This window comes from Paenibacillus sp. PastM-3, from assembly GCF_029893965.1.
Classification (GTDB): Bacteria; Bacillota; Bacilli; order Paenibacillales; family Paenibacillaceae; genus Paenibacillus_AQ.
In genome coordinates this window covers 155412-179116 of record NZ_JARXXP010000005.1, presented here as the reverse complement: position 1 = coordinate 179116, position 23705 = coordinate 155412, and the positions used below count along the sequence as shown (strand labels likewise).

General features: G+C 52.4%; 21 protein-coding genes. 14 read left to right on the top strand and 7 right to left on the bottom strand.

Features of this window, described 5'->3' with window-relative positions; genetic code table 11:
• Positions 1–12: 12 nt before the first annotated feature.
• Positions 13–807, top strand: coding sequence for a PHP domain-containing protein (locus M2108_RS11175; RefSeq protein ID WP_277469417.1), 795 nt, complete (start codon positions 13–15; stop codon positions 805–807).
• 584 nt (positions 808–1391) lie between these two features.
• Positions 1392–3635: an AraC family transcriptional regulator gene (locus M2108_RS11170; RefSeq protein WP_277469416.1), complete on the top strand. Its 2244-nt coding sequence runs from the start codon at positions 1392–1394 to the stop codon at positions 3633–3635.
• 121 nt (positions 3636–3756) lie between these two features.
• On the opposite strand, the gene M2108_RS11165 is transcribed toward M2108_RS11170, so the two are convergent.
• The gene (locus tag M2108_RS11165; protein WP_090716449.1) at positions 3757–4641 is read right to left on the bottom strand and encodes a carbohydrate ABC transporter permease; all 885 of its coding nucleotides are present in this window, start codon (positions 4639–4641) and stop codon (positions 3757–3759) included.
• 280 nt (positions 4642–4921) lie between these two features.
• On the opposite strand from M2108_RS11165, the gene M2108_RS11160 reads away from it, so the two are divergent.
• The 8 genes from M2108_RS11160 (at position 4922) to M2108_RS11125 (ending at position 14688) form a co-directional block, all read left to right on the top strand.
• The gene (locus M2108_RS11160; RefSeq protein ID WP_277469415.1) at positions 4922–5881 is read left to right on the top strand and encodes an ABC transporter permease; all 960 of its coding nucleotides are present in this window, start codon (positions 4922–4924) and stop codon (positions 5879–5881) included.
• A 38-nt stretch (positions 5882–5919) separates the two neighbouring features.
• A complete protein-coding gene (locus tag M2108_RS11155) occupies positions 5920–7422 on the top strand; it encodes an extracellular solute-binding protein (protein WP_277469414.1) in 1503 nt (500 codons plus the stop codon).
• A gap of 88 nt (positions 7423–7510) precedes the next feature.
• Positions 7511–8437, top strand: a complete 927-nt coding sequence (locus tag M2108_RS11150) for a pectinesterase family protein (protein ID WP_277469413.1) — start codon at positions 7511–7513, stop codon at positions 8435–8437.
• Between the two features lie 40 nt (positions 8438–8477).
• Complete coding sequence (locus tag M2108_RS11145; protein ID WP_277469412.1) at positions 8478–9644, top strand: glycoside hydrolase family 88/105 protein; 1167 nt, start codon at positions 8478–8480, stop codon at positions 9642–9644.
• Complete coding sequence (locus M2108_RS11140; RefSeq protein ID WP_277469511.1) at positions 9631–10992, top strand: glycoside hydrolase family 28 protein; 1362 nt, start codon at positions 9631–9633, stop codon at positions 10990–10992. The genes M2108_RS11145 and M2108_RS11140 overlap by 14 nt, the downstream gene beginning before the upstream one ends.
• A 13-nt stretch (positions 10993–11005) precedes the next feature.
• A complete protein-coding gene (locus M2108_RS11135; protein WP_277469411.1) occupies positions 11006–11908 on the top strand; it encodes a dienelactone hydrolase family protein in 903 nt (300 codons plus the stop codon).
• A 48-nt stretch (positions 11909–11956) separates the two neighbouring features.
• Complete coding sequence (locus M2108_RS11130; RefSeq protein WP_277469410.1) at positions 11957–13528, top strand: glycoside hydrolase family 43 protein; 1572 nt, start codon at positions 11957–11959, stop codon at positions 13526–13528.
• Between the two features lie 173 nt (positions 13529–13701).
• Positions 13702–14688 carry an aldo/keto reductase gene (locus M2108_RS11125; protein ID WP_277469409.1) on the top strand — a complete coding sequence of 329 codons (987 nt, stop codon included), beginning with the start codon at positions 13702–13704 and terminating at the stop codon, positions 14686–14688.
• Positions 14689–15188: 500 nt separating this feature from the next.
• Here the strand turns inward: M2108_RS11125 and M2108_RS11120 are convergent, their stop codons facing one another.
• Together M2108_RS11120 and M2108_RS11115 are read right to left on the bottom strand one after the other, a co-directional pair.
• Positions 15189–15410, bottom strand: coding sequence for a DUF5071 domain-containing protein (locus M2108_RS11120; RefSeq protein ID WP_280777010.1), 222 nt, complete (start codon positions 15408–15410; stop codon positions 15189–15191).
• Between the two features lie 28 nt (positions 15411–15438).
• Positions 15439–15660, bottom strand: a complete 222-nt coding sequence (locus M2108_RS11115) for a hypothetical protein (RefSeq protein ID WP_277469407.1) — start codon at positions 15658–15660, stop codon at positions 15439–15441.
• 237 nt (positions 15661–15897) lie between these two features.
• On the opposite strand from M2108_RS11115, the gene M2108_RS11110 reads away from it, so the two are divergent.
• Both M2108_RS11110 and M2108_RS11105 read left to right on the top strand, forming a co-directional pair.
• Positions 15898–16734 (top strand): DegV family protein, encoded by an 837-nt coding sequence (locus tag M2108_RS11110; protein WP_277469406.1) that lies wholly within the window; start codon positions 15898–15900, stop codon positions 16732–16734.
• Positions 16735–16940: 206 nt separating this feature from the next.
• Complete coding sequence (locus M2108_RS11105; protein ID WP_277469404.1) at positions 16941–17303, top strand: hypothetical protein; 363 nt, start codon at positions 16941–16943, stop codon at positions 17301–17303.
• A 125-nt stretch (positions 17304–17428) separates the two neighbouring features.
• On the opposite strand, the gene M2108_RS11100 is transcribed toward M2108_RS11105, so the two are convergent.
• Complete coding sequence (locus M2108_RS11100; RefSeq protein WP_277469403.1) at positions 17429–18946, bottom strand: hypothetical protein; 1518 nt, start codon at positions 18944–18946, stop codon at positions 17429–17431.
• Between the two features lie 366 nt (positions 18947–19312).
• Between M2108_RS11100 and M2108_RS11095 the strand changes: the two genes are divergently transcribed.
• A complete protein-coding gene (locus tag M2108_RS11095) occupies positions 19313–20332 on the top strand; it encodes a S66 family peptidase (RefSeq protein WP_277469402.1) in 1020 nt (339 codons plus the stop codon).
• Between the two features lie 67 nt (positions 20333–20399).
• Here the strand turns inward: M2108_RS11095 and M2108_RS11090 are convergent, their stop codons facing one another.
• From M2108_RS11090 to M2108_RS11080, 3 genes are all read right to left on the bottom strand, one after another.
• Complete coding sequence (locus M2108_RS11090) at positions 20400–20687, bottom strand: YxcD family protein (RefSeq protein ID WP_277469401.1); 288 nt, start codon at positions 20685–20687, stop codon at positions 20400–20402.
• Positions 20687–21130, bottom strand: a complete 444-nt coding sequence (locus M2108_RS11085) for a hypothetical protein (RefSeq protein WP_277469400.1) — start codon at positions 21128–21130, stop codon at positions 20687–20689. The genes M2108_RS11090 and M2108_RS11085 overlap by 1 nt, the downstream gene beginning before the upstream one ends.
• Positions 21131–21310: 180 nt before the next feature.
• Positions 21311–21877 (bottom strand): beta-class carbonic anhydrase, encoded by a 567-nt coding sequence (locus tag M2108_RS11080; protein WP_277469398.1) that lies wholly within the window; start codon positions 21875–21877, stop codon positions 21311–21313.
• 276 nt (positions 21878–22153) lie between these two features.
• Here M2108_RS11080 and M2108_RS11075 point away from each other — a divergent pair, with 276 nt between their 5' ends.
• Complete coding sequence (locus tag M2108_RS11075) at positions 22154–23671, top strand: carboxypeptidase M32 (protein ID WP_277469397.1); 1518 nt, start codon at positions 22154–22156, stop codon at positions 23669–23671.
• Positions 23672–23705 lie beyond the last annotated feature (34 nt).

The following is a 23705-nucleotide window of genomic DNA, read 5'->3' as shown; positions in this document are numbered from 1 at the left end:
GATCATCCCTATATGAAAATAGATCTGCATACCCACGGTAAGCTGTCGAAGAAATCCGCCTTCTCGGAAGAATATTTCCGCGAAATGGTCAGGGAGGCGCTGGCGAACGGCCTGCAGGCGCTGGCGCTTACGGAGCACTTCAACACCTCCAATTTCTTCGGAATGTATGAGACGCTGGACCGGATGTACCCGTACAACGGACATTATTACGAGGCTGACGGCCTGCGGATTTTTCCGGGGATGGAGGTCGATATTGCCGAAACCGGCCACATCCTGCTGATCGGGCTGAAAGAGGACATCCTGGAAGCACGCTGCGCCCTTGAGGGCAATACGCATGAAGACAGCTTTATCCCGTTCCGCCAGCTGCTGGATCTGGCCGACGCCCGCGGCTTATGGAAAATCGGCGCCCACCCGTTCCGCACCTCAACACCGCTGCATCATCTGGACCCGTCGCTGCTGGCCCGGCTGGACGCTTTTGACTTCAATGCCAAGGATATTTACATGCAGGGCGAGCAGCCTTACCGTTCGCTGATCGAACCGTTTGCGGCGCGTCTTGGTATCCCGGTGATTGCCGGCAGTGACAGCCATCAGTGCCTGCAGTACGGCAGTGTCGTGAACCGGCTGGAGCAGGACTGCTCAACCGTTGCGGAGCTTAGAGCAGCTGTACAACGGGGCAGCTATACCATTGAAGTGTCACCTTGCCTGAACACGAAGGTCAAAGGCTCAGTCATGATGAAGAAGCTGCTCAAGCAGATGGCGGGTGAGGCTCCTTCGCGGGATGAAGCCGCGGCGGAGTATACGGCTTAACGAATGCGGAAGGAGGGGCTGCTGATTTATCAGGGATATAGAATATAACCCGGCGAAATCTTGCATTTGAACCATATAACTGCATTCTATACAGCTAAAAGAGCCCGATTTGTCCAAAAACCAGATTAGGCGGCGTTTTAGTTGTACGAAATGCAGTTATCTGTTGGTTGGGAGGAAAGTGCGGAGGGCCTTTTATAACTTCCGCCTCTCAATTCATATACTGGATAAACTGGATACTATGGATAAAATATATAATCATTAATCAATTATGAACACGTTAACAATTAAATTTCGATTCAGCTGCTAATAGAGCTATTTTACCTAGGAACGCCCGCACGAAGGATGAAGCCGTCTGCTATAAAGCATTAATTTGCAGTAACAAGCCCGATTATTTAAATAAGATTATATATAGTTCCGCAGCCCCGGCCGCCAATTCAATATCTGAATTGTTAACGTGCTCAATGACCGGCCATGCTTGGCAGAAAAGTGGAAAAACCTGCTGCACACGTTAAAAAAATCATGGCAACCCCTTTTTGAAAGCGCTATAATTAAAAGTAATGAGCAGAAATAAAAGGGGCAGTGCAATGAAAAAAGGGAGAATGTTCTACGGGATTTTCATTCCTATTCTGATCCTCGGGGTGGGACTGGTTGCCAGCTTCGGCAGCTACATTTATATAAGTACGATCCGGTCGGTGGTCGGGCAGTTCTCAAGCAGCAAGCAGAGCTATGTTGAGCAGATCAAGAACAACCTGGAGCACAAGATCCAGAGCATCGAGTATGCGTTCAATACGTTCAGTACAACGAGCTCTTTTCAGGACCTGGTCACGAATCCGATTACAATCAAAGACTTTGAGGCTTACCGCAGTGTCAATTCGCAGCTGAACTATATTGCCTCCATGACGGCGGAGGGGACGGAATATTCGCTGATCAGTCTGGAGCAGAACTGGCAGATTATGAATGAGCGGCTGACCAGCCTGAGCGAAGCAGATGTGGAACAGCTGCGAGAGCAGTATATCGACAACCAGAACCAGAGTTTATTTTGGGTCAAGACGGATAAGGGCATAAGGTTCGTAAATACACTGCCTGTGTTCTCCAGCAAAAAGCAGGCGATTGCCTTATCCGACATCTCCCAATACACGCTGGATTCCATCATTAAGACAGACGAGAAGACGCAGGTTTATATCCTGAACAAATCCGGGGAGCTGCTGTACGATTCCGGGCAGAAAGAAACAAGCCTTACACCCGGTCAGCTTGAGGAACTCAGCGGTATCATTACCGCAGGTGAGGAGAACGGCAAGACTGAGCTGGAGACGGGCGGACACCAGCCGCTCCAGCTGCTGTATTCCAAGTCCTCTTATAATAACTGGATTTACCTTACAGAGCTGGATCAGGAAGAAATCGCCGGTACGCTCAAAATGACCAAATTCGGCCTGTACGCCCTCGGGCTGCTGAGTATTTTGCTGATTCTGGTTGTCGCTTATGTTGTCGCTACTTATTTTACAAAGCCCATACAGCGGATCAAGCGCAGTTTAGCTGTCGTCCCGCCGGTGAACACCAAAAACGAGTTCGAATATATTATCCAGTCCATTGATACGATCCTTCTGGAGAAGGAATCGCTGGCCAGCCTGATTGAAGCGGAGATGCCGCAGCTGGAGACCCAGCTCATCCTCAACCTGTTCCGCAGCCGCGTCACAGCCGAGGAGCTGGAGAAGAATCTGCAGCGCTTCGGCTATCCGCCTAATGGGACCCGGAAATATATCACGATGCTGATTCAGCTGGACAGCCTCGGTGATCAGGGGGCTTCGAACAAGGATGTGCTGCTGCTGGCCATCAACAAGATGGTAGAGGAGGTTATTCCGAAGACGCAGCGGATGCTGCCGATTATCCTGAACGATGATACCCAGGCGACGATCCTTTCTTTGCCTGAGCTGGGCGACCAGGAGCTGAACAAGGAGCTGCTGGAATATGCAACAGCGCTGCTGAGGGCAGTGCGCAATTATTTGAAGGTTCCGATCAGCATCGGATTCAGCATGTCCTATAGTGATCTGCTGGAGAGCAAGGAAGCCTGCGAGATGGGCAAGCAGGCGCTGCACCAGCGGCTGAATCTCGGCAAGGAATCGATTATCTTTTATGAGGATATATACAAGGTTGTCTCCGGTCCGGTGCTGCTCCATTATCCGGCTGAGCTGGAGTTGCAGCTGTTCAACGGCATCCGGCTGGGGGACAGGGAGCAGGTAACAGAAGCGCTCTACCCGTTCCTGGCCCAGCTGATCGGCAAGAACAAGAGCACACTGAATTTTGAGGTCATGCTGGTAAGACTGGTGAACAATCTGATTCAGCTCGAGCAGCATCTCGGCATTCAGGTTCTGCTGACCCAGGATAACAACAAGTTATATCACCGGGTGCTGGACATCCGCAATCCCGAAGAGATTGAACACCTGCTGGTGCAGGAGGTCATCTACCCGATGACCATGGCTATGAAAGAGAAGACGAGCAAGCAGTTCCGCTGCCTGTCCGACAAGATTACCGCTATTGTCCATTCCGAGTTCGACCAGGAGCTGACGCTGGAGGGCATCGGCGAGCGGCTCCACTACAATCCGAATTATCTCAGCAGCATCTTTAAGAAGGAATACGGCACCTCATTCAGCGAGTATCTGATGAATTACCGGCTGGAGATGGCCAAGAAATGGCTGTCGGAGACAGACATGACGATCCGCGAGATTGCTGAGCGGCTGCAGTACCATAATCCGCAGAACTTTATCCGTTCCTTCCGCAAGAAGGAGCAGGTTACACCGGGCACTTACCGCAAGCTGCAGCAGGGCGCATAGGATAAGGGCATGATCCTAAGGTCACAGCAATAATCATCAGAACATTTTTAGCTGCTCAGGTACAAAAAAACGGTATCGCCCTTTAGTAAAGGCGGTACCGTTTCTTTTTACTACTATACAATTAACCCTTCACAGCGCCCATCAAGGCACCTTTGGTAAAATGCTTCTGCACGAACGGATAAGCGATCAGCATCGGAACGGTAGCGACTACGATAACCGCCATCTTGATCGTCTGGGCCGGCGGGATAATATCGACCGAGGTGCCCTCAGCCTGCATGCCGCTGGAGACGATAACGATCTGGCGCAGCAGCACCTGAATCGGCCATTTTACCGAATCGTTAATGTAGAGAATGGCGTTCATATAAGTGTTCCAGTAAGCAACAGCGTAGAACAACGATATAGTGGCGATGGACGGGAGGGCCAGCGGCAGCATGATTTTCAGGAAAATCCCAAAGTCGTTGCTTCCGTCAATCTTGGCTGACTCCTCAAGGCTGTCTGGCAGCGCCTGGAAGAAGTTACGCATAATGATCATATTGAAGGCATTGATCGCCACTGGGAAGACGAGGGACCAGTAGGAGTTGATGAGGCCGACCGATTTTACAACCAGAAAGGTTGGGATCATGCCCCCGCTGAACAGCATGGAGAATACGACGATGAAGTTAATGGTGTTTCTGAGCGGCAGATATTTGCGGGACAGGCCGTAGGCCATCAGCGCCGTCAGAATCATACTTACAATGGTACCTACAATAGTGACACCTACGGATACGGCCAGACCTTTGAAGATCGTCGGTGTGGACAGAATGTAGCGGTATGCATCCAGTGAAAAGGTGGTCGGGAACAGGATGAATTTCTTGGCAATCACTTCCTGGGTGGTCGCGAATGAGCTGGCGATAATGTTTACAAAAGGTAACAGACAGGCTAGTGCGATCAGAATCAGGATACCGGCATTTACGACCGTGAAGATCTGTCCGCCGAGTGATTCTTTTCTTCGTGAGCTGTGGTTCATTTCATATCCTCCTCGTATTCGGTTACCTTTCAACTGTAACAAGAGGGACAAATTACGTATATAATCCGGGCATGAGGTGTTGGGTCTACCGCCGGAATAAGCGCCTTGGCCAGCCTATAATCATTATCTTACCCTGTAATCATCACAGGAGGTCAAAAGGGCAGAAATGCTGCAGCCATAAGGGTTTTGACCACGCAATCACATAATGATTATATACGTAACGCCAGAAATTCTTTAGTCTAGGGAGCGTAATCCCCGAATGACCAAAGGAGGCTGACAAGTGAAAGTTTCAAGCATCACCGCACCATCAAATCTGAATCTGGACAAGAGGAAAGGCAGCGCGTTCCTGACCGCAGTAAAGAAATACAAGCTCTTATATCTGATGATATTGCCCGGACTGGTGTACTTCGTCATATTTAAGTACCTGCCGATGGGCGGACTTGTAATAGCGTTTCAGAACTATCAGCCGTTCCTCGGAATCACAGGCAGCGAATGGGTAGGGTTCAAGCATTTCATCCGGCTGTTCACGGAGCCAACCTTTATGATGCTGCTGCGCAACACGCTGATCCTGTTCGCGCTGAATATCGTGATTTTCTTTCCGTTGCCGATTATTGTCGCTTTAATGTTAAATGAACTTAAGAACCGTCATCTCAAAAACTGGATTCAGACCATTGTGTACATCCCCCACTTCATGTCATGGGTTATCATTGTCTCTATTACCTATGTATTCCTGACTGTGGACGGCGGGGTCATCAATGAAATGATCGCAAGCATGGGCTTCAAAAAAATCAGCTTCCTGACCTCGCCGGAATGGCTGCGCACGATCTATATCGGCCAGATCATCTGGAAAGAGCTCGGCTGGTCTACGATCATCTATCTGGCCGCCATTACTGTAGTAGATCCTCAGCTGTACGAAGCTGCGGAAATGGACGGCGCTGCCCGTCTGCGCAAAACCTGGCATGTGACACTGCCGGCCATCCGTCCAGTCATTATCACTCTGCTGATCCTCAAAATCGGCAGCACGCTGGATCTTGGCTTTGAACATATGTATCTGCTGCTCAACTCGCTCAACCGCGAAGTGGCCGAAATTTTTGACACCTACATCTATACGGCGGGCTTGAAGAATGGCCAGCTCAGCTTCAGTACCACGGTAGGCTTGTTCAAAGGCGTAGTCGGTCTGATTCTCGTAATGGCCTCCAACAAGCTGGCCAAAAAGATGGGCGAAGACGGCGTTTACTAAGGCAGTGCCAATTAATCTACTTTTAAAGGAGAAGAATTATGAAAAAAAGATGGGTCAGTATGCTTGCCTGCGTTACCGTGCTTTCCACATTACTGTCAGCGTGCGGGGGAGATAAAGAAGCAGAGAAAAACGCTGCCGTAGCTGATGAAAATGCCCCGCTGGAATTAACCTGGCTGAACATCCTGCACACGGCATCACCGCCGACCGATACAATCAAGAAGCTGCTTGAGGAATACACCAATACCAAAATCACCTTCAACTGGGTGCCTGATGCCTCCAAGGAGGAACGGATCACAACGGCTCTGGCCTCCGGTGAACTGGCTGATATCGTTACCTTGACGATGATGACCAACTCCTCGGTGCGGAGCTCGCTGAAATCCGGGCTATTCTGGGATGTGGGCCCTTACCTTGATGATTACGACAATCTGGCCAAAATCGCTCCGGAAGTCCGTGCAGCGGCTTCCATCGAAGGTGTCCTGTACGGCGTACCGTTCCAGAAGAACCTGGCGCGCTCCGGCCTGATCATGCGCAAGGACTGGCTGGATAAGCTGGGCCTGCCGGTTCCGACTACACTTGATGAAGTGTATGAGGTAGCGAGAGCTTTTACCGAGGATGATCCGGACGGCAACGGTGTTGACGATACAACGGGCTTCGGTGACCGTAACGATCTGCGCTACAGCAGCTTCAAAACACTGAGCTCCTACTTCGGCACACCAAACGGCTGGAAAGTGGATGAGAGCGGCAAGTTCACGCCGGAATTTGATACTCAGGAATATATGGATACCTTGAACTTCTCCAGAAAGCTTTATGAAAACGGATACTTGGCGCAGGACTTTGCCGTTACAGCCAAAACCGACCAGCAGCAGCAGTTTGCCCAGGGTAAAACCGGGATCTACACCGGTATGGTCGACATATCCAGTCTGAGAACACTGGCCCAGGATCTGCAGGAAGGCCTTGAACTCGTGCCGGTGAACAAAATCTCCAACGGTGACGGCGAGTACCACATCTGGTCCGAAGGCAGCGGCGTCGGCGGTCTGATGGCATTCCCGAAATCCGAGGTTAAAACCGAAGCCGAGCTGAAAAGACTGCTGCAGTTCATCAATGACCTGATCGATGAAGAGGCATTCATGCTGATGACTGGCGGTATTGAAGGCACGCACTATGAATTTGATGAAAACGGCGCTTATAAAGTCCTTAATACCGAGCTCTGGCAGGCAGATGTGCAGCCTTTCTCCTCCAGCAGACCAAGCGAAATCTCTTATACGCTGAAGGATGCCAATCCGGAGAAGCAGCTGGCCAACGAACTGATTCGTGAGAATGACCAATATGCCGTGTTTGATCCGACTGTGCCGCTTGATTCCGCAACAAACAACGAGCAGGGTACAGAGCTGCAGAAAATCATTACCGATGCCACGTTCAAGTACATTATGGGACAGGCGACTGAAGCTGATTTCAAAAAAGCGGTTCAGACCTGGAAGGATTCCGGCGGCACCAAGATTACGGAAGAGTATGAAGCAGCGTACAAGCTGACTCAGAAGTAAGACTTTAAGACCTGCGTCAAGTTTGGCGAGCCCACCCGCACCGGGTGGGTTCGTTGTGCAGGATCTACGGGATTTGAGGTGATAAAGGATGAAGCATATGGTGATCAGCAGGACGGGCGGGGGCGACTATAGCTCTGTTCAGGCCGCGGTGGACAGCATACCGGAAGGAACCGGGGACGTGACCGTCCTGCACATTGAAGCCGGGGTTTATTATGAGAAGCTGCGCATCAACAAGTCAAATTTGCGGCTGATCGGCGAAGGCGAAGTCAGGCTCGTCTACGACGATTATGCGCGCAAGCCGGGCATTAAAGGAACGCCGATGGGCACCTTCGCTTCATGCAGTACTTACATTACCGGTGACAATATCACGGTGGAGAATATTATTTTTGAAAATACAGCCGGCGGCAGCGATGAGGTCGGCCAGGCGGTAGCGCTCTATGTCGATGCCGACAAGGTGTCATTCAGGAACTGCACCTTTCTTGCGGCCCAGGATACGCTGTATCTGGCGAAACCCAAGGAAGAAAAGGTGAACCGGAGCGGGCGCAATTATTTTGAGCATTGCCGGATCGCCGGGGATATCGATTTTATTTTCGGCTCGGCTACGGCTTATTTTCATGAATGCGAAATTGTCAGCCTGGATCTGGGCAAGGAGATTAACGGCTACATTACGGCTGCCGCTACTCCTGAAGATAAGCAGACAGGCTTTGTGTTTCATAAATGCCGGCTGGTCAGCGATGCGGCCGAAGGCACTGTGTACCTGGGAAGACCGTGGCGTGACTATGCGCGCACTGCATTTATTGATTGCTGGCTGGGTGCACATATTTCCCGTGAGGGCTGGAATGACTGGGATAAGGCCAGTGCATGGCATACCGTGCATTTCGGCGAGGCCGGTTCTGAGGGACCGGGGGCACACGCGGACAAGCGGGCGGGCTGGTCTAAGCAACTGCGTAAGAGTGAGCTGGAGCGGTTTGCGCTTGAGGCCGTTTTTAGCGGGGAAACAGACTGGATTCGTTGAAGGTTAGAGGACTTTTTTGACAATAAGAGGAGGCTGCAAAGTGGGAGAAAAATGGGCTGTGAAGACGGCGGATACGCTGATGGAGCGTCTGCCGAGACTGTATGAGGATAAGGGTTACAACGGCAAATGGTCATACGATTACGGTGTGGTGCTAAAGGGCTATGAGCTGCTGTGGAAGCAGACGGGTGAACGCAAATATTTCAACTATATCGCAGAAAATATGGACTATTTCATTCAGGAGGACGGCAGTATCCGCGGCTACCGCAAGGATGAATACAACATTGATCATATCAATAACGGCAAGCTGCTGTTTACGCTGTATGCAGAGACCGGACTTGACAAATACAAGCTGGCGGCCGCTAACCTGCGCGATCAGCTGCAGACCCATCCCCGGACTTCTGAGGGCGCATTCTGGCATAAACAAATCTATCCGTATCAGATCTGGCTCGACGGCCTCTATATGGGTTCGCCGTTCTATCTGCAGTATTTGCTGGCTTTTGAGGAAGGGGCAGATTTGGGTGATGTGACGAAGCAGTTTATCCTGTGCGAAAAGCATACCAAAGACCCGGTAACCGGACTGCTGTTCCATGCCTGGGACGAAAAAAAGGTTCAGCCGTGGTGCAATCCTGAAACCGGCCTGTCCGAAAATTTCTGGGGCCGCTCGATGGGCTGGTATCTGATGGCTCTGGTGGATGTGCTGGAAATGCTGCCGGAAGATCATGCCGACTATGCTGAACTGGTGCGCATTCTGCAGGATACCCTCGGCGCGTTAAAGAAGGTTCAGGATGCCGAAGCAGGCGTGTGGTATCAGGTCGTTAATCTTGGGGAGCGCAAGGGCAACTATCTGGAAGCATCAGCTTCCAGCATGATCGTGTATGCAATCGGCAAGGGAATCCGGTTAGGCGCTCTGGATGAGAGCTGGACTGAGGTGCTGGACCGCGCTTACGCCGGGCTGATTGCCGAATTTGTGCTTGTAACGAAGGAAGGCCGGGTCAACCTGAACAAAAACTGCCAGGTAGCCGGACTCGGCGGTGCGGACAAACGTGACGGAACGTATGCGTATTATATCAGCGAGCCGATTATTACGAACGACCAGAAGGGGCTGGGGGCATTCCTGCAGGCTTGTGCGGAGTATGAGCAGTTAAGAGCGGGCTCCGGCGTTTCCGGGCTGTCTGGACAAGGAGGTTCACATGCTGCAGATGTATAACATTACCGATTACGGCGCACAGCGGGACAGCGGAGTTCTCGCAACTTCAGCGATTCATGAGGCGATTGCGGCGGCAAGTGAAGCAGGCGGCGGGACGGTGTATGTTCCGGCAGGGCGGTTTCTGAGCGGAGCTATTATCTTGAAAAGCAACATTGAGCTGCATCTAAGCCCGGGGGCCGTGCTATCCTTCAGTACGGATCATAGTGATTACCCGGTAGTGGAATCCAGATGGGAGGGCGTCCGGCAGCAGGTCTATGCCTCCTGCATCTACGGCAGCGACCTGGTCAACATCTCCATCACAGGCAGCGGAACGCTTGACGGCAACGGCGGGCCGTGGTGGGATGTGTTCCGTAACCGCCGCGGGGAGCTGGCGTATCCGCGTCCGAAGCTGATCAGCTTTGACCGCTGCAGCCGGGTAACGATCAAGGATGTTACGCTGCTCAACTCGCCTAGCTGGACAGTGAATCCGATCGAATGCAGCAATATCACTGTGGACAATGTCTCTATTGTGAACCCGGAGGATTCCCCGAATACGGACGGCATCGATCCGGAATCGTGCAACGGTGTGCGGATCAGCAACTGCAGCATTGACGTCGGGGACGACTGCATTGCGATCAAGGCGGGAACCGAGGATACGGCAGAGCGGATTCCATGTGAAAATATTACGATCACGAACTGCACCATGGCCCACGGCCACGGCGCTGTAGTGCTCGGCAGCGAGATGAGCGGGGACATCCGCAATGTCGTAATCAGCAATTGTATCTTCAAGGAGACGGACCGCGGGATCCGCATGAAGTCGCGTCGCGGCCGGGGAGGAACGGTTGAAGATATCCGCATCTCCAACATAGTAATGGACCATGTGCTGTGTCCGTTTACGATGAATCTCTATTACTTCTGCGGCCCGCGCGGCAAGGAGAAGTATGTCTGGGACAAAAATCCGTACCCGATTACGGAGGAGACGCCGTGCTTCCGCCGGGTTCATTTTGCCAACATTACCGCACGCAATGTGCATGCCGCTGCCGGATTCCTGTACGGGCTGGCTGAGCAGTATGTATCCGAAGTAACGTTCAGCAATGTTGATATTTCCATGGCGGAGAATGCGGTGCCGGGCCATCCGGACATGATGACCGGCATGGAGAATATGAATAACCGCGGGTTCTACCTCGGCAATGTGCGGAACGTGAAATTCCATCAGGTGACAGTCGAGAATCATGAGGGACCGGCCTTCTATATTGAGAACGGGGACCGGGTTGAGCTTATCGGCTGCGAGTCCCGGAACACGCGCAAGCCGGAGCAGCTGGAAGAGCGGGTAACGCTTACCGGGGCTGATCTGAATCTTAAGGGATAGGACGGTGCTTAAGATGAGTAATCAAAAAGTTCCTTTGGAGTCGCTGCTCGGCGATCTGCCGGTGCTTGGTCCGGGACCGGTTGAAGCAGTGCTGCTGAAGCAGGAGATTCATGACGGCTTCTGCATGGAATCACTGCTGCTGGATTTGAACGGGCTGGAGAAGGTGCCGGCAACGCTCGTTAAGCCGCTGGAAGGTGACGGGCCGTTCCCTTTGGTGCTGTTCAACCATTCGCACGGCGGGAATTACACGAATGGCCGCAAGGAGCTGCTTAACTGCAGCTCTTATCTGCAGTCGCCTTCCTTCGCCAAGACGCTGACAGACATGGGCTATGCCGTCTGCTGCATTGATATGTGGGGCTTTAACGAGCGCGGCGGCAAGGCCGAGAGCGAGCTGGTGAAGGAAATGCTCTGGACGGGAAAAGTCCTGTGGGGCATGATGCTCTACGACAGCCGCCGGGTGTTGGATTATCTGTGCTCTCGTGAAGACATCGACGCTGAGCGGATCGGCACCATCGGCATGTCGATGGGCGGGCTGATGGCCTGGTGGCTGGCGGCGCTGGATGAGCGGGTCAAGGTAACGGTCGATATTTGCGGACAGGTGGAGGCACAGACTTTGATCGATAAAAGAGGCCTGGATCATCACGGCTTCTACTCCTATGTTCCGGGGCTGCTCAAGCATTACACGACGCTTGAGATCCAGCAGCGGATCGTTCCGCGGGCGCGGATGAGCCTGAACGGCCGCAGCGACCGGATGTGTCCGGCTGAGGGCGTAAAGCTGCTTGACAAAGGCTTGTCGGCAGCCTATGAGGCTGCCGGCAAGCCGGAGCACTGGCGGAACGTCACGGCAACCGGCGGGCATATGGAGACGCTGGAGATGCGCGTGGCCTGGCAGGCTTTTTTGGCGGAGCATTTGTAGGGAAGAGACTAGTTGCAAAGGAATTTTGAAAGGTGGTTTAAGTGGCTTATGACTGCAATCATCCGTAATCCGATACTACCAGGATTTAATCCGGACCCGTGCATTTTGCGTGTCGGGGATACTTATTATATTGCTGTTTCGTCGTTTGAATGGTTGCCTGGAGTACGGATTTACACATCGGGTAATCTCGCGGACTGGGAGCACTGCACCGATATTCTTACCTCGCAGGTCGAGCTGCGCGGTAATCCCAAGAACTGCAGCATTTGGGCGCCGCAGCTGAGCTATCATGACAATCTGTTTTACCTGCTGTATACGGATGTTAAAAGCACCAAACGCCCGTTTAAGGACTGTCACAACTATCTGATGACGGCGCCGTCCATCGAAGGCCCTTGGTCAGAGCCGGTTTATCTGAACAGCAGCGGCTTCGATCCTTCCCTGTTCCATGACAGCGACGGCCGGAAATGGCTGCTCAATGCCCTGTGGGATTACCGCATTCTGGAGGGCAACAAATCCAGCGGCATTGTGATTCAGGAGTATGACGCTGCTGCGCAGCGGCTGATCGGCGAGCCGGCCAAGCTGTTTGACTGTACGCCGCTGAAGAAGACGGAAGCGCCGCATATCTACAAGCAGAACGGCTATTACTACCTGATTACCGCCGAGGGCGGAACAGGTACAGATCATGCCGTTACAGTTGCCCGTTCCCGGGAGCTGGCCGGACCCTATGAGGTAGATCCGCTCAACCCGATGCTCACCTCGCGCAATAATCCGGATCTGCCCTTGCAGTGTGCCGGACACGGCAGCCTGGTGGAGACGCCGGGCGGACAGTGGTACATGGCTCATCTCTGTACTCGTCCGGTCGATGGCAAGTACGCCATACTGGGCCGCGAGACAGCGCTGCAGCAGGTGTACTGGGATGAAGCAGGCTGGCTGCGGCTAAGCGCCGGCGGCAATGAGCCGCAGCTTACGCTGCCTGCTCCACAGGGGGTGACTGTAAGCGGGACTGGCCGCAGTACAGTTTTCGAGGACCGCTTCGACGGCCCGCAGCTGAAGAAGACATGGAACACCCTGCGGATTCTGGCGGACGACAGCTGGTGTTCATTTTCAGCGCGTCCCGGTTATCTCCGGCTTACTGCCGGTGAATCAGTTCAGAGCCTGTTCAAGCATCATATTCTGGCAGTACGCCAGAGTGATATAAGCTTCCGCGCCGAAACGGCGCTGGAATATCAGCCGCAGAGCTATCTGCAAATGGCAGGCCTGCTGCTGTATCTGAACGAGGACAATTACCTGTACGCGTATGTCTCGCATGAGCAGGGCCAGGGCAGGGTGCTGCGGCTGATGAAATGCGAAGCGGACAGCTTCAGCTATGAGCTTGAGGCTATTGCGTTAGATGATCAGTCGCCTGTACAGCTCGCTGTATCCGTCGATGGGGCCACGGGGCAATTCTTCTACCGCAGCAGTGATACGGAGGAGTGGACAGCCCTGTACGGGCCGCAGGAGCTCGGCTTCCTCTCCGGCGGCTTCACCGGAAATTTCGTCGGCATCGCTGCCCATGATATGAATCAGTTCGCCGGCAGCTATGCGGATTTCGCGTGTTTCCGGTATGAGGGCAGGGATTTGTAAGGCAAAGATGCGGGATGAACAGATGAATAGATGAGCAGATGAATAGATGAATAGCAAAAGGATGGGCGGCTGTACTGCCGCTCATCCTTTTTGCTTTTTACCGCAGAGCGGAGTAATGTGATTATCTGAGAAGCCGTTTGTACAAATAATGCTCAGGAGAGGCGGAGTTGTAAATGAATACTAGAACACTGGGACGTGAAGGGCTGAAGGTATCGGCGCTTGGTCTCGGCTGCATGGGAATGTCTGATTTCTACAGCGGACGGGATGATCAGGAGTCGGTGCGGACGATTTACCGTGCGTTTGATTTGGGCATTAATTTTTTGGATACCGCAGATATGTATGGCGTCGGCCGAAATGAGGAGCTGGTAGGACAGGCGGTCAAAGGCCGCCGCAACGATGTCATTATCGCCACCAAGTTCGGCAATGTGCGCAGCAGTGACGGAAGGATGCTTGGCATCAACGGCCGGCCGGAATATGTGAAGTCTGCCTGTGATGCCAGCCTGCGCCGGCTGGGCGTCGATCATATCGACCTGTACTACCAGCACCGGGTCGATCCAAATACGCCAATAGAAGAAACCGTAGGTGCCATGGCTGATCTGGTTCAGGCGGGTAAAGTCCGTTTTCTCGGCTTGTCGGAAGCCGGAGCGGCTACTATTCAGCGTGCACACCAGGTACATCCGATTACAGCGCTCCAGACGGAATATTCACTCTGGAGCCGGGATGTGGAGGATGAGATCCTGCCGGTCTGCCGTGAGCTCGGCATTGGCTTTGTGCCGTACAGCCCGCTCGGCAGAGGCTTTCTTACCGGGCAGATTCGCACGTTTGAGGATTTGGCCGAGGATGACTACCGCCGCAATTCCCCGCGCTTTCAGGGCGAGAACTTTAATAAGAACCTTGAGCTTGTAGAGCGGATCAAGGAAATTGCTGCTGAACAGGAGGTTCAGCCGTCCCAGCTGGCATTGGCCTGGCTGCTCGCACAGGGCGATGACATCGTGCCGATCCCCGGCACCAAACGGACAAAGTACCTGGAAGAGAACGCCGGTGCACTGGCGATCCGGCTAAGCGAAGGAGAGCTGGCGCGTATTAATGAGGCAGCACCCAAAGGCAGCGCGGCAGGAACACGTTATCCGGAGCAGGGGATGAGAAGCGTAAGCCTGTAACGCAACTGGAGGAGTAAGCTTGACCCTAAACAGAATGTAAATAACCCAAAAAAGATGATTCCGGTATAACGGAGTCATCTTTTTTGCCGAGAAGTCATGTACATGTCTGGATAGTGCAAACTATGGATAACCGCTACGGGCTATCCCGATAGAAGGTCACGATAAAACTTATCTAAGTGGAAAAATGCCATCTAATTCCCCGCTAACCCCCGCTATCGAAAATCTAGTTGGAAAAACGCCACTTCATTCCGTCGAAATTGCCCTCATACCTGTAAATGATACAAATTAGATGACGTTTTTCCACCTAATCATTGCGGATGAGCAGAATCATTGAAACTAAGTAGCAAAAATCCAACTAAGTAGATTGAACTTGAAGTCGTATAAGACTATTCCAAAAATTTCAAAATTCTGTTTAGGTTTCTGCTATTTCTTCTTGGCGGCGAAGCAGATTTTCAAGCTCCCACTTCCGGGTAAAGGTTTCATCATCACTCAGCTTTGTCTCAAGCAGGATGGCGGCAGCATTTTTTTGTAATCACACGATGTTTATAGAGCATTTCAACAGCCAGCAGATCAGCAACAGCAGTTGCTATCGGCCAGTTCATATCCTGCACCCATTCCAGAAGCTCCGGGATCTGCGGAATCACCTGCGACTCCTCCAGGCCAGACAGCAATTCAACACTCTTGAAATCATGTTTATCTGTTGGCAAATTAGCTATATTCAAGCAGGCTGCCCCGTTCCTGTAACATATATTATTTTTCCGGCCGTCCTTTATCCTTCGGAGCCACCCGTGCCGGGCGGCTGACCCAGTTGCTGCGGTTCATCGGCTTAACGGCGTCAATCCGCGGATTAACCGGTTCCTGGACACTTCCGTCAGGCGTCTCTGAGCTTGCCGAGACTGCTTCCGGATGCTGCCGTTTTTGCAGACCCCCGCCGTTATGCTTGCCCCGGTTCCATACTCTGTTCTTGCTCACTTGCTACACTCCCTTTTTAGCTGATTTATACACCATATCATATCAGGAATAGGTTAGAAAGCACCGGACGACCGCAAACCGCTGTATATTATCGTCAGTACACAGGGTAATAAAGGGAATCATTCCAAATTGTAATTCCTAAGCACAAAACCGCAATTTTGACAAGTTATAAAATGTACTATTGATAATCCGGCCTCCTGTCTATAATGATATAGAATTTGAAAGGAGAGCACCCTGATGGCCATCAAGATAATTACGGACAGCGGTTCCGATCTGCCCCTTGAGTATGTTGAGAAGTATAATGTGACTATTGTTCATCTGCCGGTTCATTTCGGGCATGATCTGATGCCTGAGCACACGGAGACCAAAGCCTTTTATGAAATGATGCGTGAGTCCAAGGAGCTGCCGACAACAGCCAGCCCAAGCCCGCAAAGTTTTCTCGAAGCATTCAAGGAGGTGGAACCGGGCACGGATATCATGGTCCTCTGTATGTCCTCCAATATCAGCAGTACTTATCAGACAGCCACGATTGCCAAGGAGATGTATGAGGAAGAAGGGCATCCGAACGCGATCGAAGTTATAGATACGAGAAGATTTTCCGGAGGTCTGTCGCTTCTTGTGGCAACGGCGGCGCGTCTGTCACTCACTAGCAGCCTGGCCGAACTGAAGGAAAGCGTACTTAAGCAAGTTGAAGAAACCACAGCCTATTTCACGCTGGATACTTTAGAAAACGTTATAAAAGGCGGACGCTTGAACCGTTTGTCCGGCGCAGTAGCTTCTGTACTCAACATAAAGCTGCTGCTGAAGATCAGCGATGAGGGCAGAGTTGAGGTAGTAGAGAAGACACGCGGTTTGCCTAAAGCGCTGAATCTGCTGTTAAGCAAACTCGACGAGAAGCAGTACGATTACGAGAAAGCAGCGATTGCCATTGTTCACAGCAACTGCGAGAAGCTGGCACTGGAGATCAAAGCACGTATTCTCGAAAAACACCCCTTCAAAGAGGTGGTATTCTCCAGCATGGGCCCGGTTATGGGGACATATGCCGGTGAAGGCGGGATTGGAGTGGCTTTTTAAGCTGCGTCTGGGTCTGCTCTGCATAGTGTTAAAAGCCCTTAGAACCGTACCTGGCCTGCTGCCGATGTGCGGTTTTTTGGCGTGGGCGGAAGCAGCTAATACCCGGATACGGCTGTGCGCCGGACAACGGGGCGGATGCTCCAAAGACACCATCATATAGGCATCTGCATAGAATGGAGCAAATCCAATAACGGAGGTAGGATGTTATGTCGACATATAATGCCGGCCAGACGGCTACAGTAATCTATCAGGCAGATCCGGCGGTTGTGCAGCATTTACATGGGGTTCGCGAGTCCCTGCATCATTCCTGTAAACCCTATTTAAATCATAAGGTGAGGGTCCAGACTCTCGACGGAATGACGCATGAAGGCATCATTGCCGGGATGGACAGCAAAAATATGTACCTGATGGTCACAGTTACGATGGACACGCCGCGCGGATTCTATAGCCCTTACTACAAGCCGTACCCTGGACCGGTTTACCCTTATCCGCCTTATCCGGGTCCTGTTAACAACAATGTCATTTTGCCGCTGGTCCTGTTCGAGCTGCTGGCCATCTCATTGATCTGACTGCAGGTTTTTGTGATAAAAAAGACATGACTGCTTTGCTGCAACGGTGCAGCATAAACGGTCATGTCTTTTTATGTTTTAGAGGGCTTCATCACATAGCTATTATAAAATCTGCAGCAGCAACCTTACTGTTGTCCTGCGCCCGGAGTTCCGCTGCTGAGGCTGATGCTTTCTGCCTGCGCGGTTCCTGACTTCAGCGTGTATTGAATGACATCGCCTGCCTGGAGCGAGGAGAGGCTGAGTACAGCTTCAGTACGTTTGCCGTCTGTAAAGGAGACGGACAGCAGCTTGGTGCCTGAGGTTACGGTAATGACTGCCGTCTCTTCCGTAAAGCTCATCTGGACGCCGCCCTGCGGGCCCGCTCCCCGCTGCTCCCCGCCGCCGTCTCCGGTTTCGCCGGCAGGCCGGCTGGACGGGGGTGTTCCATCAGCACCGCCTGCCGGGGCGGCTCCGCCTTGTGCAGGCCTTGCCTGCATATCGGCTATATAAATTGTAATCGTGCTGCCGCTGATACTTTTGATCTTGCCGATGCTCATCATCCCGCCGGGGTTCCCCTCCCCGGCGGCAGTTCCGCCATCCGCCGGCTTCGCACCGGCGGATGGCCTGGCGCTGGCCGCCGCTCCGGCCCCGGCGCCGTTTGCCGGGCTCGCCGCGGGGGCGCTGCCCGCGCCTGCGCCGGCTGCCGGCGAACTGCCCGCCGCCGGCTTACCGCTCGCACCCGGCTGCGCCGCCGGGCTGCCGCTGCTACCGCCGGCGCCGCCCTTGCCGGGCGCTCCGCCGCCTGTGCCGCCTGCGGGAGCGGCACCCGGCTTGCCGCCCTGTGGCGGGCCGGACGCGCCATTACCCTGCGCAGCGCCGGGGCTCTGCTGCGGCAGGCCATCCGCAACTGGCGTCGGCTGCGGTGAAGGGCTGGTGCCCAGGCCGTGCTCCGTGCCCGTGTTCCCGCCGCCGCCGATTACCGCCGGCGTCTGCAGTTCAATAACCGAAGCCGTCAATGTCTCCGGCCTCAGTGTAACCGTGATGATATCACCGGCCTGCAGATCGGCTATGGTCAACCTGTCAGCAGCACCGCTATCTGGCTCGCTGCTCTCCGCTCCATCATTACCCACACCGGTCCCGTTTGCCTCAGAATCAACAGAGCTTACAGCAACAATAAATTGCGTATCCTCAGCCACTGTAATCAGGATTATCTCATCTGAAAATTGCATGACAGGTTCAGGAATTCCAGCTTTTCCCTGTCCCGCCTCAGGCAAATCTGCCTGTCCGCTTGCCGGATTCTCTGCCGCTTCCGCTTGACCGGAAGTATCGGTTATAGCTGCGTTCTCCGCTGAATTAGCCGCCTCACTAGTTGTCTCAGCACTAACATCAGCTGCTGTCACCGCCCCTGAGGCTTGTCTCTCATCCAGATTATCAGCAGCGGGCGAAGCTGCAGCCGAATCCTGTATACCGCCTTCAACCGCCTTATACAACGTAATCTCGCTGCCGCTGATACTGACAATTTTACCGGTAAAGCTCTCTGCCGTAACTGCGGCTGGGTTCTGGGTAGCGACCGGAACCGTCTCATTTTGGGCCGCATTCCCGCAGCCGCTGAGCAGAAGCGCCGCCAGAAGCACCCCTGTGAAGAGACGTTTTACTTCATACATCTTCTTTGAACCTCCTCAAAGTTTTGTAAGCATCGGCTTCCGCGAGCTCCTTCGGCAAAACTCGCTTCGAAAGCATACGCTAAGTTTTGTGAGCATCGGCATTCCAGGCTTTTTTGATCAAATTCCTTATGTATGTATGCTGCTCCGCCCAGGGGATGCCAACGTTCTGAGATAATATACCAGCCTATTCTGAAAGAAAATTGAAAATCCGGCTTATGTGCACAGTAATATTTTTAGTGAAATCATTCTGCTTTCAGGACGAGCCGGTAAGGTGATAAACTGGGAATAGTCTTTAACGGTAAGATTTTCAAGGCATGGTCTTGGCCGTTCAAGGGTCAGATTCGGCTAATCAAGGGAGGAATCGGAGTGATTACATATCCAATGCTTAAACCTGGAGCGGTTATAGGTGTAACAGCTTCATCGTTTGGCGCGGACGAGCGGCACCGGGGGCTTTTTGACGAGGCTGTGGAGCGGATGACGGAAAGAGGCTACCAGCTGAGTATCGGACAGACGGTGTATAAGCATGACAAAGCAAGATCTGCTCCGGGCAGGGAGCGGGGGGACGAGTTCAACGACATGATGCTGGATGAATCAATCGGACTGATTATTCCGCCCTGGGGCGGCGAGCTGCTGATTGAGATGCTGGAGTTTATTGATTTTGACCTGCTTAGACCCAAATGGGTGCTGGGATTCTCCGACATCAGCCTGCTGCTGCTTGCGATCACCTTGCGCACGGGCATAGCTACCGCACACGGCCCGAGTCTCGGGGATTTGCGCGGAAAGCAGACCGATGAGACTACCGTCATGTGGCAAAAGGTGCTCTCAACCCCGTCCGGCGGCAGCATTGTACAGCAATCCTCACAGAAGCATCAGGGAGCAGGAGATGGAGGGGGCAGCCCGTCTCCTTACTTGTTTAACCTGAACACTCCCACCCTCTGGAAGAGCGTATCGGGCCAGGATGTTTCACTAAAAGGCCGTCTGCTCGGCGGCTGTGTTGACATTATCCGGCATATCATTGGAACGCCGTATGGCAATGTGCAGCACTTCAGCCGGCATTTTATCCAGGGGGAGCCGATTCTCTGGTATCTGGAAAATTGCGAGCTGAATACAGCGGATCTCCGCAGATCGCTTGTACATATGAAATATGCCGGCTGGTTTGACAATTGCTCGGGGATTCTGTTCGGGCGCAGCGAGGGCAATCAGCCGCTGTACGGGTATACCACAGAGGAAGTGTACCGGGATCTGGCGGAGGAGCTGCAGCTGCCGGTGCTTTATGATCTGGACTTTGGTCATGTTCCGCCTCAGATGACGCTGGTTAACGGTGCTTATGCCGAGGTGGAGATGGCAGGGGGCCGGGGCACATTGATACAATATTTCCATGAATAGCAACTGAGCTGTATAAACATCACAAAAAAAGAGACAGCTGGCGGGCTGTCTCTTTACAAATTCTGCTTTAGATATTCACAATTGCGGTAATTTCCTCATCCAGATCCAGCCGTACGTTCTCGCGGTAAGCACGGATACCGTACTCGCTGTGCAGATAGCGGAGAATGGCTTCGATCATATTGGATTCCACCAGGTATTGGCTGCGTCCCTGAATCCAGACCTCTGCGGTGTAACCGGTATCTTCTTCCCAGCTAAGCTCAACCTGGACCTCCTGAACCCGGACGCCCTTACGCTCAGCCATATGAAGGCAGATGGCGTTAATAATTTCATCCATACTGAGAACAGTTGTTGACATTAGTAGCGGCCGTCTCTTTCCTCAAGTCTGCGTCTTTCTCTTCTGCGGCGGAAGAAGGACATTACAAGCACCACAACAAGATAGATGGCAAGCATATTAACCAGGAAACCGAGGATGTTGCCGAAAGCGCCCATACCGGCAAACATGCTGCCGAACAGGAAGCCGGCGAGTCCGCCGATCATCATACCCTTCATCAGTGAGCCGCCGCTGAAAAATCCGCGAGTTGCAGTACCGGCAGTACCCGCAGTTCCGGCTGTAGTACCAGTAGTGCTATCACTTTTTCTAACATTATCCGTAGTTGATTTCTTCGGAGTCGTGGTAAAGCCGCGGCTGCCCGATTTAAAACCTCCTCCGCGTTTTGCATCCGCAAAATCGGGAGCGGTTACAGCAAAGAACAGGGTAAAGGCCATTACGATCATCATTACGCGTTTCATGGATTTCATTTAGTACGAGTACCCTCCTAAGGTTGTCTCAAAATTTTGTGGTTCTGCCCGGTAATACGCAGTATGCCCAAGGAGGTTTCAATTTTAAATAAAAATATTTTGGATTATTTTTTGGCCGATGTTTGGACAAAAAAAATGCGTGGACATCAGTCCACGCCAAAAACATTTTCAGAGAGTTGCCTAGTTCTCCACATACCCGTCCGAGACAAGCTCAAGCGCTCCGGTAGCCGGATCGATGATCATGCCGTGAATAGGTACGTTTGGGGGGAGTAAGGGATGGCGCTTAATAAGCTCCACAGTCTGAATTACCCCGTCCTTCACATTGTCAAACCCGCGCAGCCATTTGGTCAGCTTGATTCCCGAATTCTCAAGCGTCGACAGGACTTCATCGGATACGCCTCGCTCTTTGATGGAGTTGATCATTTTGTCCGCGTTCAGGGAAGCCATACCACACTCATAGTGTCCAACTACAATAACCTCTTCTGCATCCAGCTCATACAGCGCGACCATAACGCTTCGCATAACCGAACCGAAGGGCTGGGAGATGACGGCACCGGCGTTTTTAATGATTTTGACATCACCGTTTTTGAAATTCATCGCTTTCGGCAAAAGCTCTACCAGCCGCGTATCCATACAAGTGATGACAAGCATTTTTTTATCCGGAAAGCGGCTGGTCAGATAGGCTTCGTATTCTTTTTCCTCAACAAACTGCTTGTTAAAATTCAAAATCTCCGATACGTGTGTCATGACCATGCTTCCTCCTAAAAATAATATTGTGTAATGTAGGCTTTACGTATGTACGTAAGGTCTATTCACCGGTTTGGCAAAATGAATTATTTCAAATTTAAAACTGAAAGCTCTGAAATGATTATAAGGATAATAAAACACGGACGTCAATAACTGATGTGATTGCAGCTGCCGGCAGCTGTTCATTTTCGCATGTGACAGGCAAAGTTGCTTATCCCCATCCAAAAAAGTATCATCAAGAAGAATAAGGAAAACAGAGAAAGCAGGTGGATGGAAATGGATCAGGCTGTTAAAGACAAATGGGAAGCTTTTCAGGAATTATTATCTAAAATCAGCAGCTATGCCGAAGCCATCGGTCTTCTTCACTGGGATTTGCGTACAGGTGCGCCCCGTAAAGGTGTAGAGGTCCGCTCGGGAACGATCGGTGTACTCTCGGGTGAGCTGTTCCGGCTGGAGACGTCGGAGGAGATGGGGGCATTTACCGAGTTTTTCAGTGCTCCGGAGGTAGCGGGCCAGCTCAGTGATATCCAGAACAAGATTGTGAAGGACTGCCGCAAGGAGTACGAACGCAGCAAGAGCATTCCTTCTAAAAAATTCGAAGAGTACGCCGTTCTGGCCGCTCATTCGGAAAGCATGTGGGAGGAAGCCAAGTCAAATGATGATTTTGCCTCCTTTGAACCTTTCTTAAGCAAAATTGTCGCCTTCAAGCAGGAATTCATTGACTATTGGGGCGTTAAGGATACCCGCTATGACACGCTGCTGGATATGTATGAGCCGGATCTGACCGTAGCCAAGGTGGACGAGCTGTTCGGCCGGCTGCGTAGCCGCCTGGTTCCGCTGGTAGAAGCGATCAGCGCTTCTGCGAACAAGCCGGATACGGAATTCCTGAGCCAGATCTACGCCAAAGAACAGCAGGAAAAGTTCGGCCTGTTCGTGCTGGAACAGATGGGCTATGATTTTGATGCAGGACGTCTGGACGAGAGTGTACATCCGTTCGCTACCGGCCTCAACCCGGGCGATGTGCGCATTACGACCAATTATCTGCTGGATAATGTGACGAGTGCAATTTTCAGCTCCCTGCATGAAGGCGGACACGCCCTCTATGAGCAGAATATCAGCAAGGATCTGGTTGGAACGCCACTGTCCGGCGGCACCTCCATGGGCATTCATGAATCCCAGTCCAGACTTTGGGAAAATATGATCGGCCGCAGCCGCGCCTTCTGGCAACGCTATTACGAATATCTGCAGCAGCATTTCCCGGAACAGCTCGCAGAGGTTGAAGTGGAGCAGTTCTACCGGGCGATCAACAGTGTAGCGAATTCCTTTATCCGGATTGAAGCGGATGAGCTGACCTATAACCTGCACATCATCATCCGTTATGAGATCGAGAAGCTGATCTTCAATGAAGGGCTGGAGGTCAAGGACCTGCCTAAGACCTGGAATGCCAAATATCAGGAATATCTGGGCATTACTCCGCCATCTGATGCGCTGGGTGTCCTGCAGGATGTTCACTGGTCCGGCGGTGACTTCGGTTATTTTGCCTCCTACTCGCTGGGGAATATGTATGCTGCCCAAATCCTCAATACACTGCGCAAAGAGCTGCCTGAATTCGACAGTCTGATTGCCGAAGGCAACCTGATCCCGATTAAAGAATGGCTGACGGACAAAATCTACCGCTTCGGCAAAAGCCTCACCCCGTCGCAGATTATTGAGCAGGTGACCGGTGAGCCGCTGAACCCTGATTATCTTGCCGACTATCTGGAAGCTAAATATACCGAGCTTTATAATCTGTAACCGTGCTCCGGCCTGTCTGTGCGCAGATAGGCTG

What these genes read in the sequence shown, in the direction of transcription:
- M2108_RS11175 (WP_277469417.1), top strand. Translation starts at nt 13, where the DNA reads ATGAAAATAGATCTGCATACCCACGGTAAGCTGTCGAAGAAATCCGCC.
- M2108_RS11170 (WP_277469416.1), top strand. Translation starts at nt 1,392, where the DNA reads ATGAAAAAAGGGAGAATGTTCTACGGGATTTTCATTCCTATTCTGATC.
- M2108_RS11165 (WP_090716449.1), bottom strand. Translation starts at nt 4,641, where the DNA reads ATGAACCACAGCTCACGAAGAAAAGAATCACTCGGCGGACAGATCTTC.
- M2108_RS11155 (WP_277469414.1), top strand. Translation starts at nt 5,920, where the DNA reads ATGAAAAAAAGATGGGTCAGTATGCTTGCCTGCGTTACCGTGCTTTCC.
- M2108_RS11150 (WP_277469413.1), top strand. Translation starts at nt 7,511, where the DNA reads ATGAAGCATATGGTGATCAGCAGGACGGGCGGGGGCGACTATAGCTCT.
- M2108_RS11135 (WP_277469411.1), top strand. Translation starts at nt 11,006, where the DNA reads ATGAGTAATCAAAAAGTTCCTTTGGAGTCGCTGCTCGGCGATCTGCCG.
- M2108_RS11130 (WP_277469410.1), top strand. Translation starts at nt 11,957, where the DNA reads ATGACTGCAATCATCCGTAATCCGATACTACCAGGATTTAATCCGGAC.
- M2108_RS11125 (WP_277469409.1), top strand. Translation starts at nt 13,702, where the DNA reads ATGAATACTAGAACACTGGGACGTGAAGGGCTGAAGGTATCGGCGCTT.
- M2108_RS11110 (WP_277469406.1), top strand. Translation starts at nt 15,898, where the DNA reads ATGGCCATCAAGATAATTACGGACAGCGGTTCCGATCTGCCCCTTGAG.
- M2108_RS11105 (WP_277469404.1), top strand. Translation starts at nt 16,941, where the DNA reads ATGTCGACATATAATGCCGGCCAGACGGCTACAGTAATCTATCAGGCA.
- M2108_RS11100 (WP_277469403.1), bottom strand. Translation starts at nt 18,946, where the DNA reads ATGTATGAAGTAAAACGTCTCTTCACAGGGGTGCTTCTGGCGGCGCTT.
- M2108_RS11090 (WP_277469401.1), bottom strand. Translation starts at nt 20,687, where the DNA reads ATGTCAACAACTGTTCTCAGTATGGATGAAATTATTAACGCCATCTGC.
- M2108_RS11085 (WP_277469400.1), bottom strand. Translation starts at nt 21,130, where the DNA reads ATGAAATCCATGAAACGCGTAATGATGATCGTAATGGCCTTTACCCTG.
- M2108_RS11080 (WP_277469398.1), bottom strand. Translation starts at nt 21,877, where the DNA reads ATGACACACGTATCGGAGATTTTGAATTTTAACAAGCAGTTTGTTGAG.
- M2108_RS11075 (WP_277469397.1), top strand. Translation starts at nt 22,154, where the DNA reads ATGGATCAGGCTGTTAAAGACAAATGGGAAGCTTTTCAGGAATTATTA.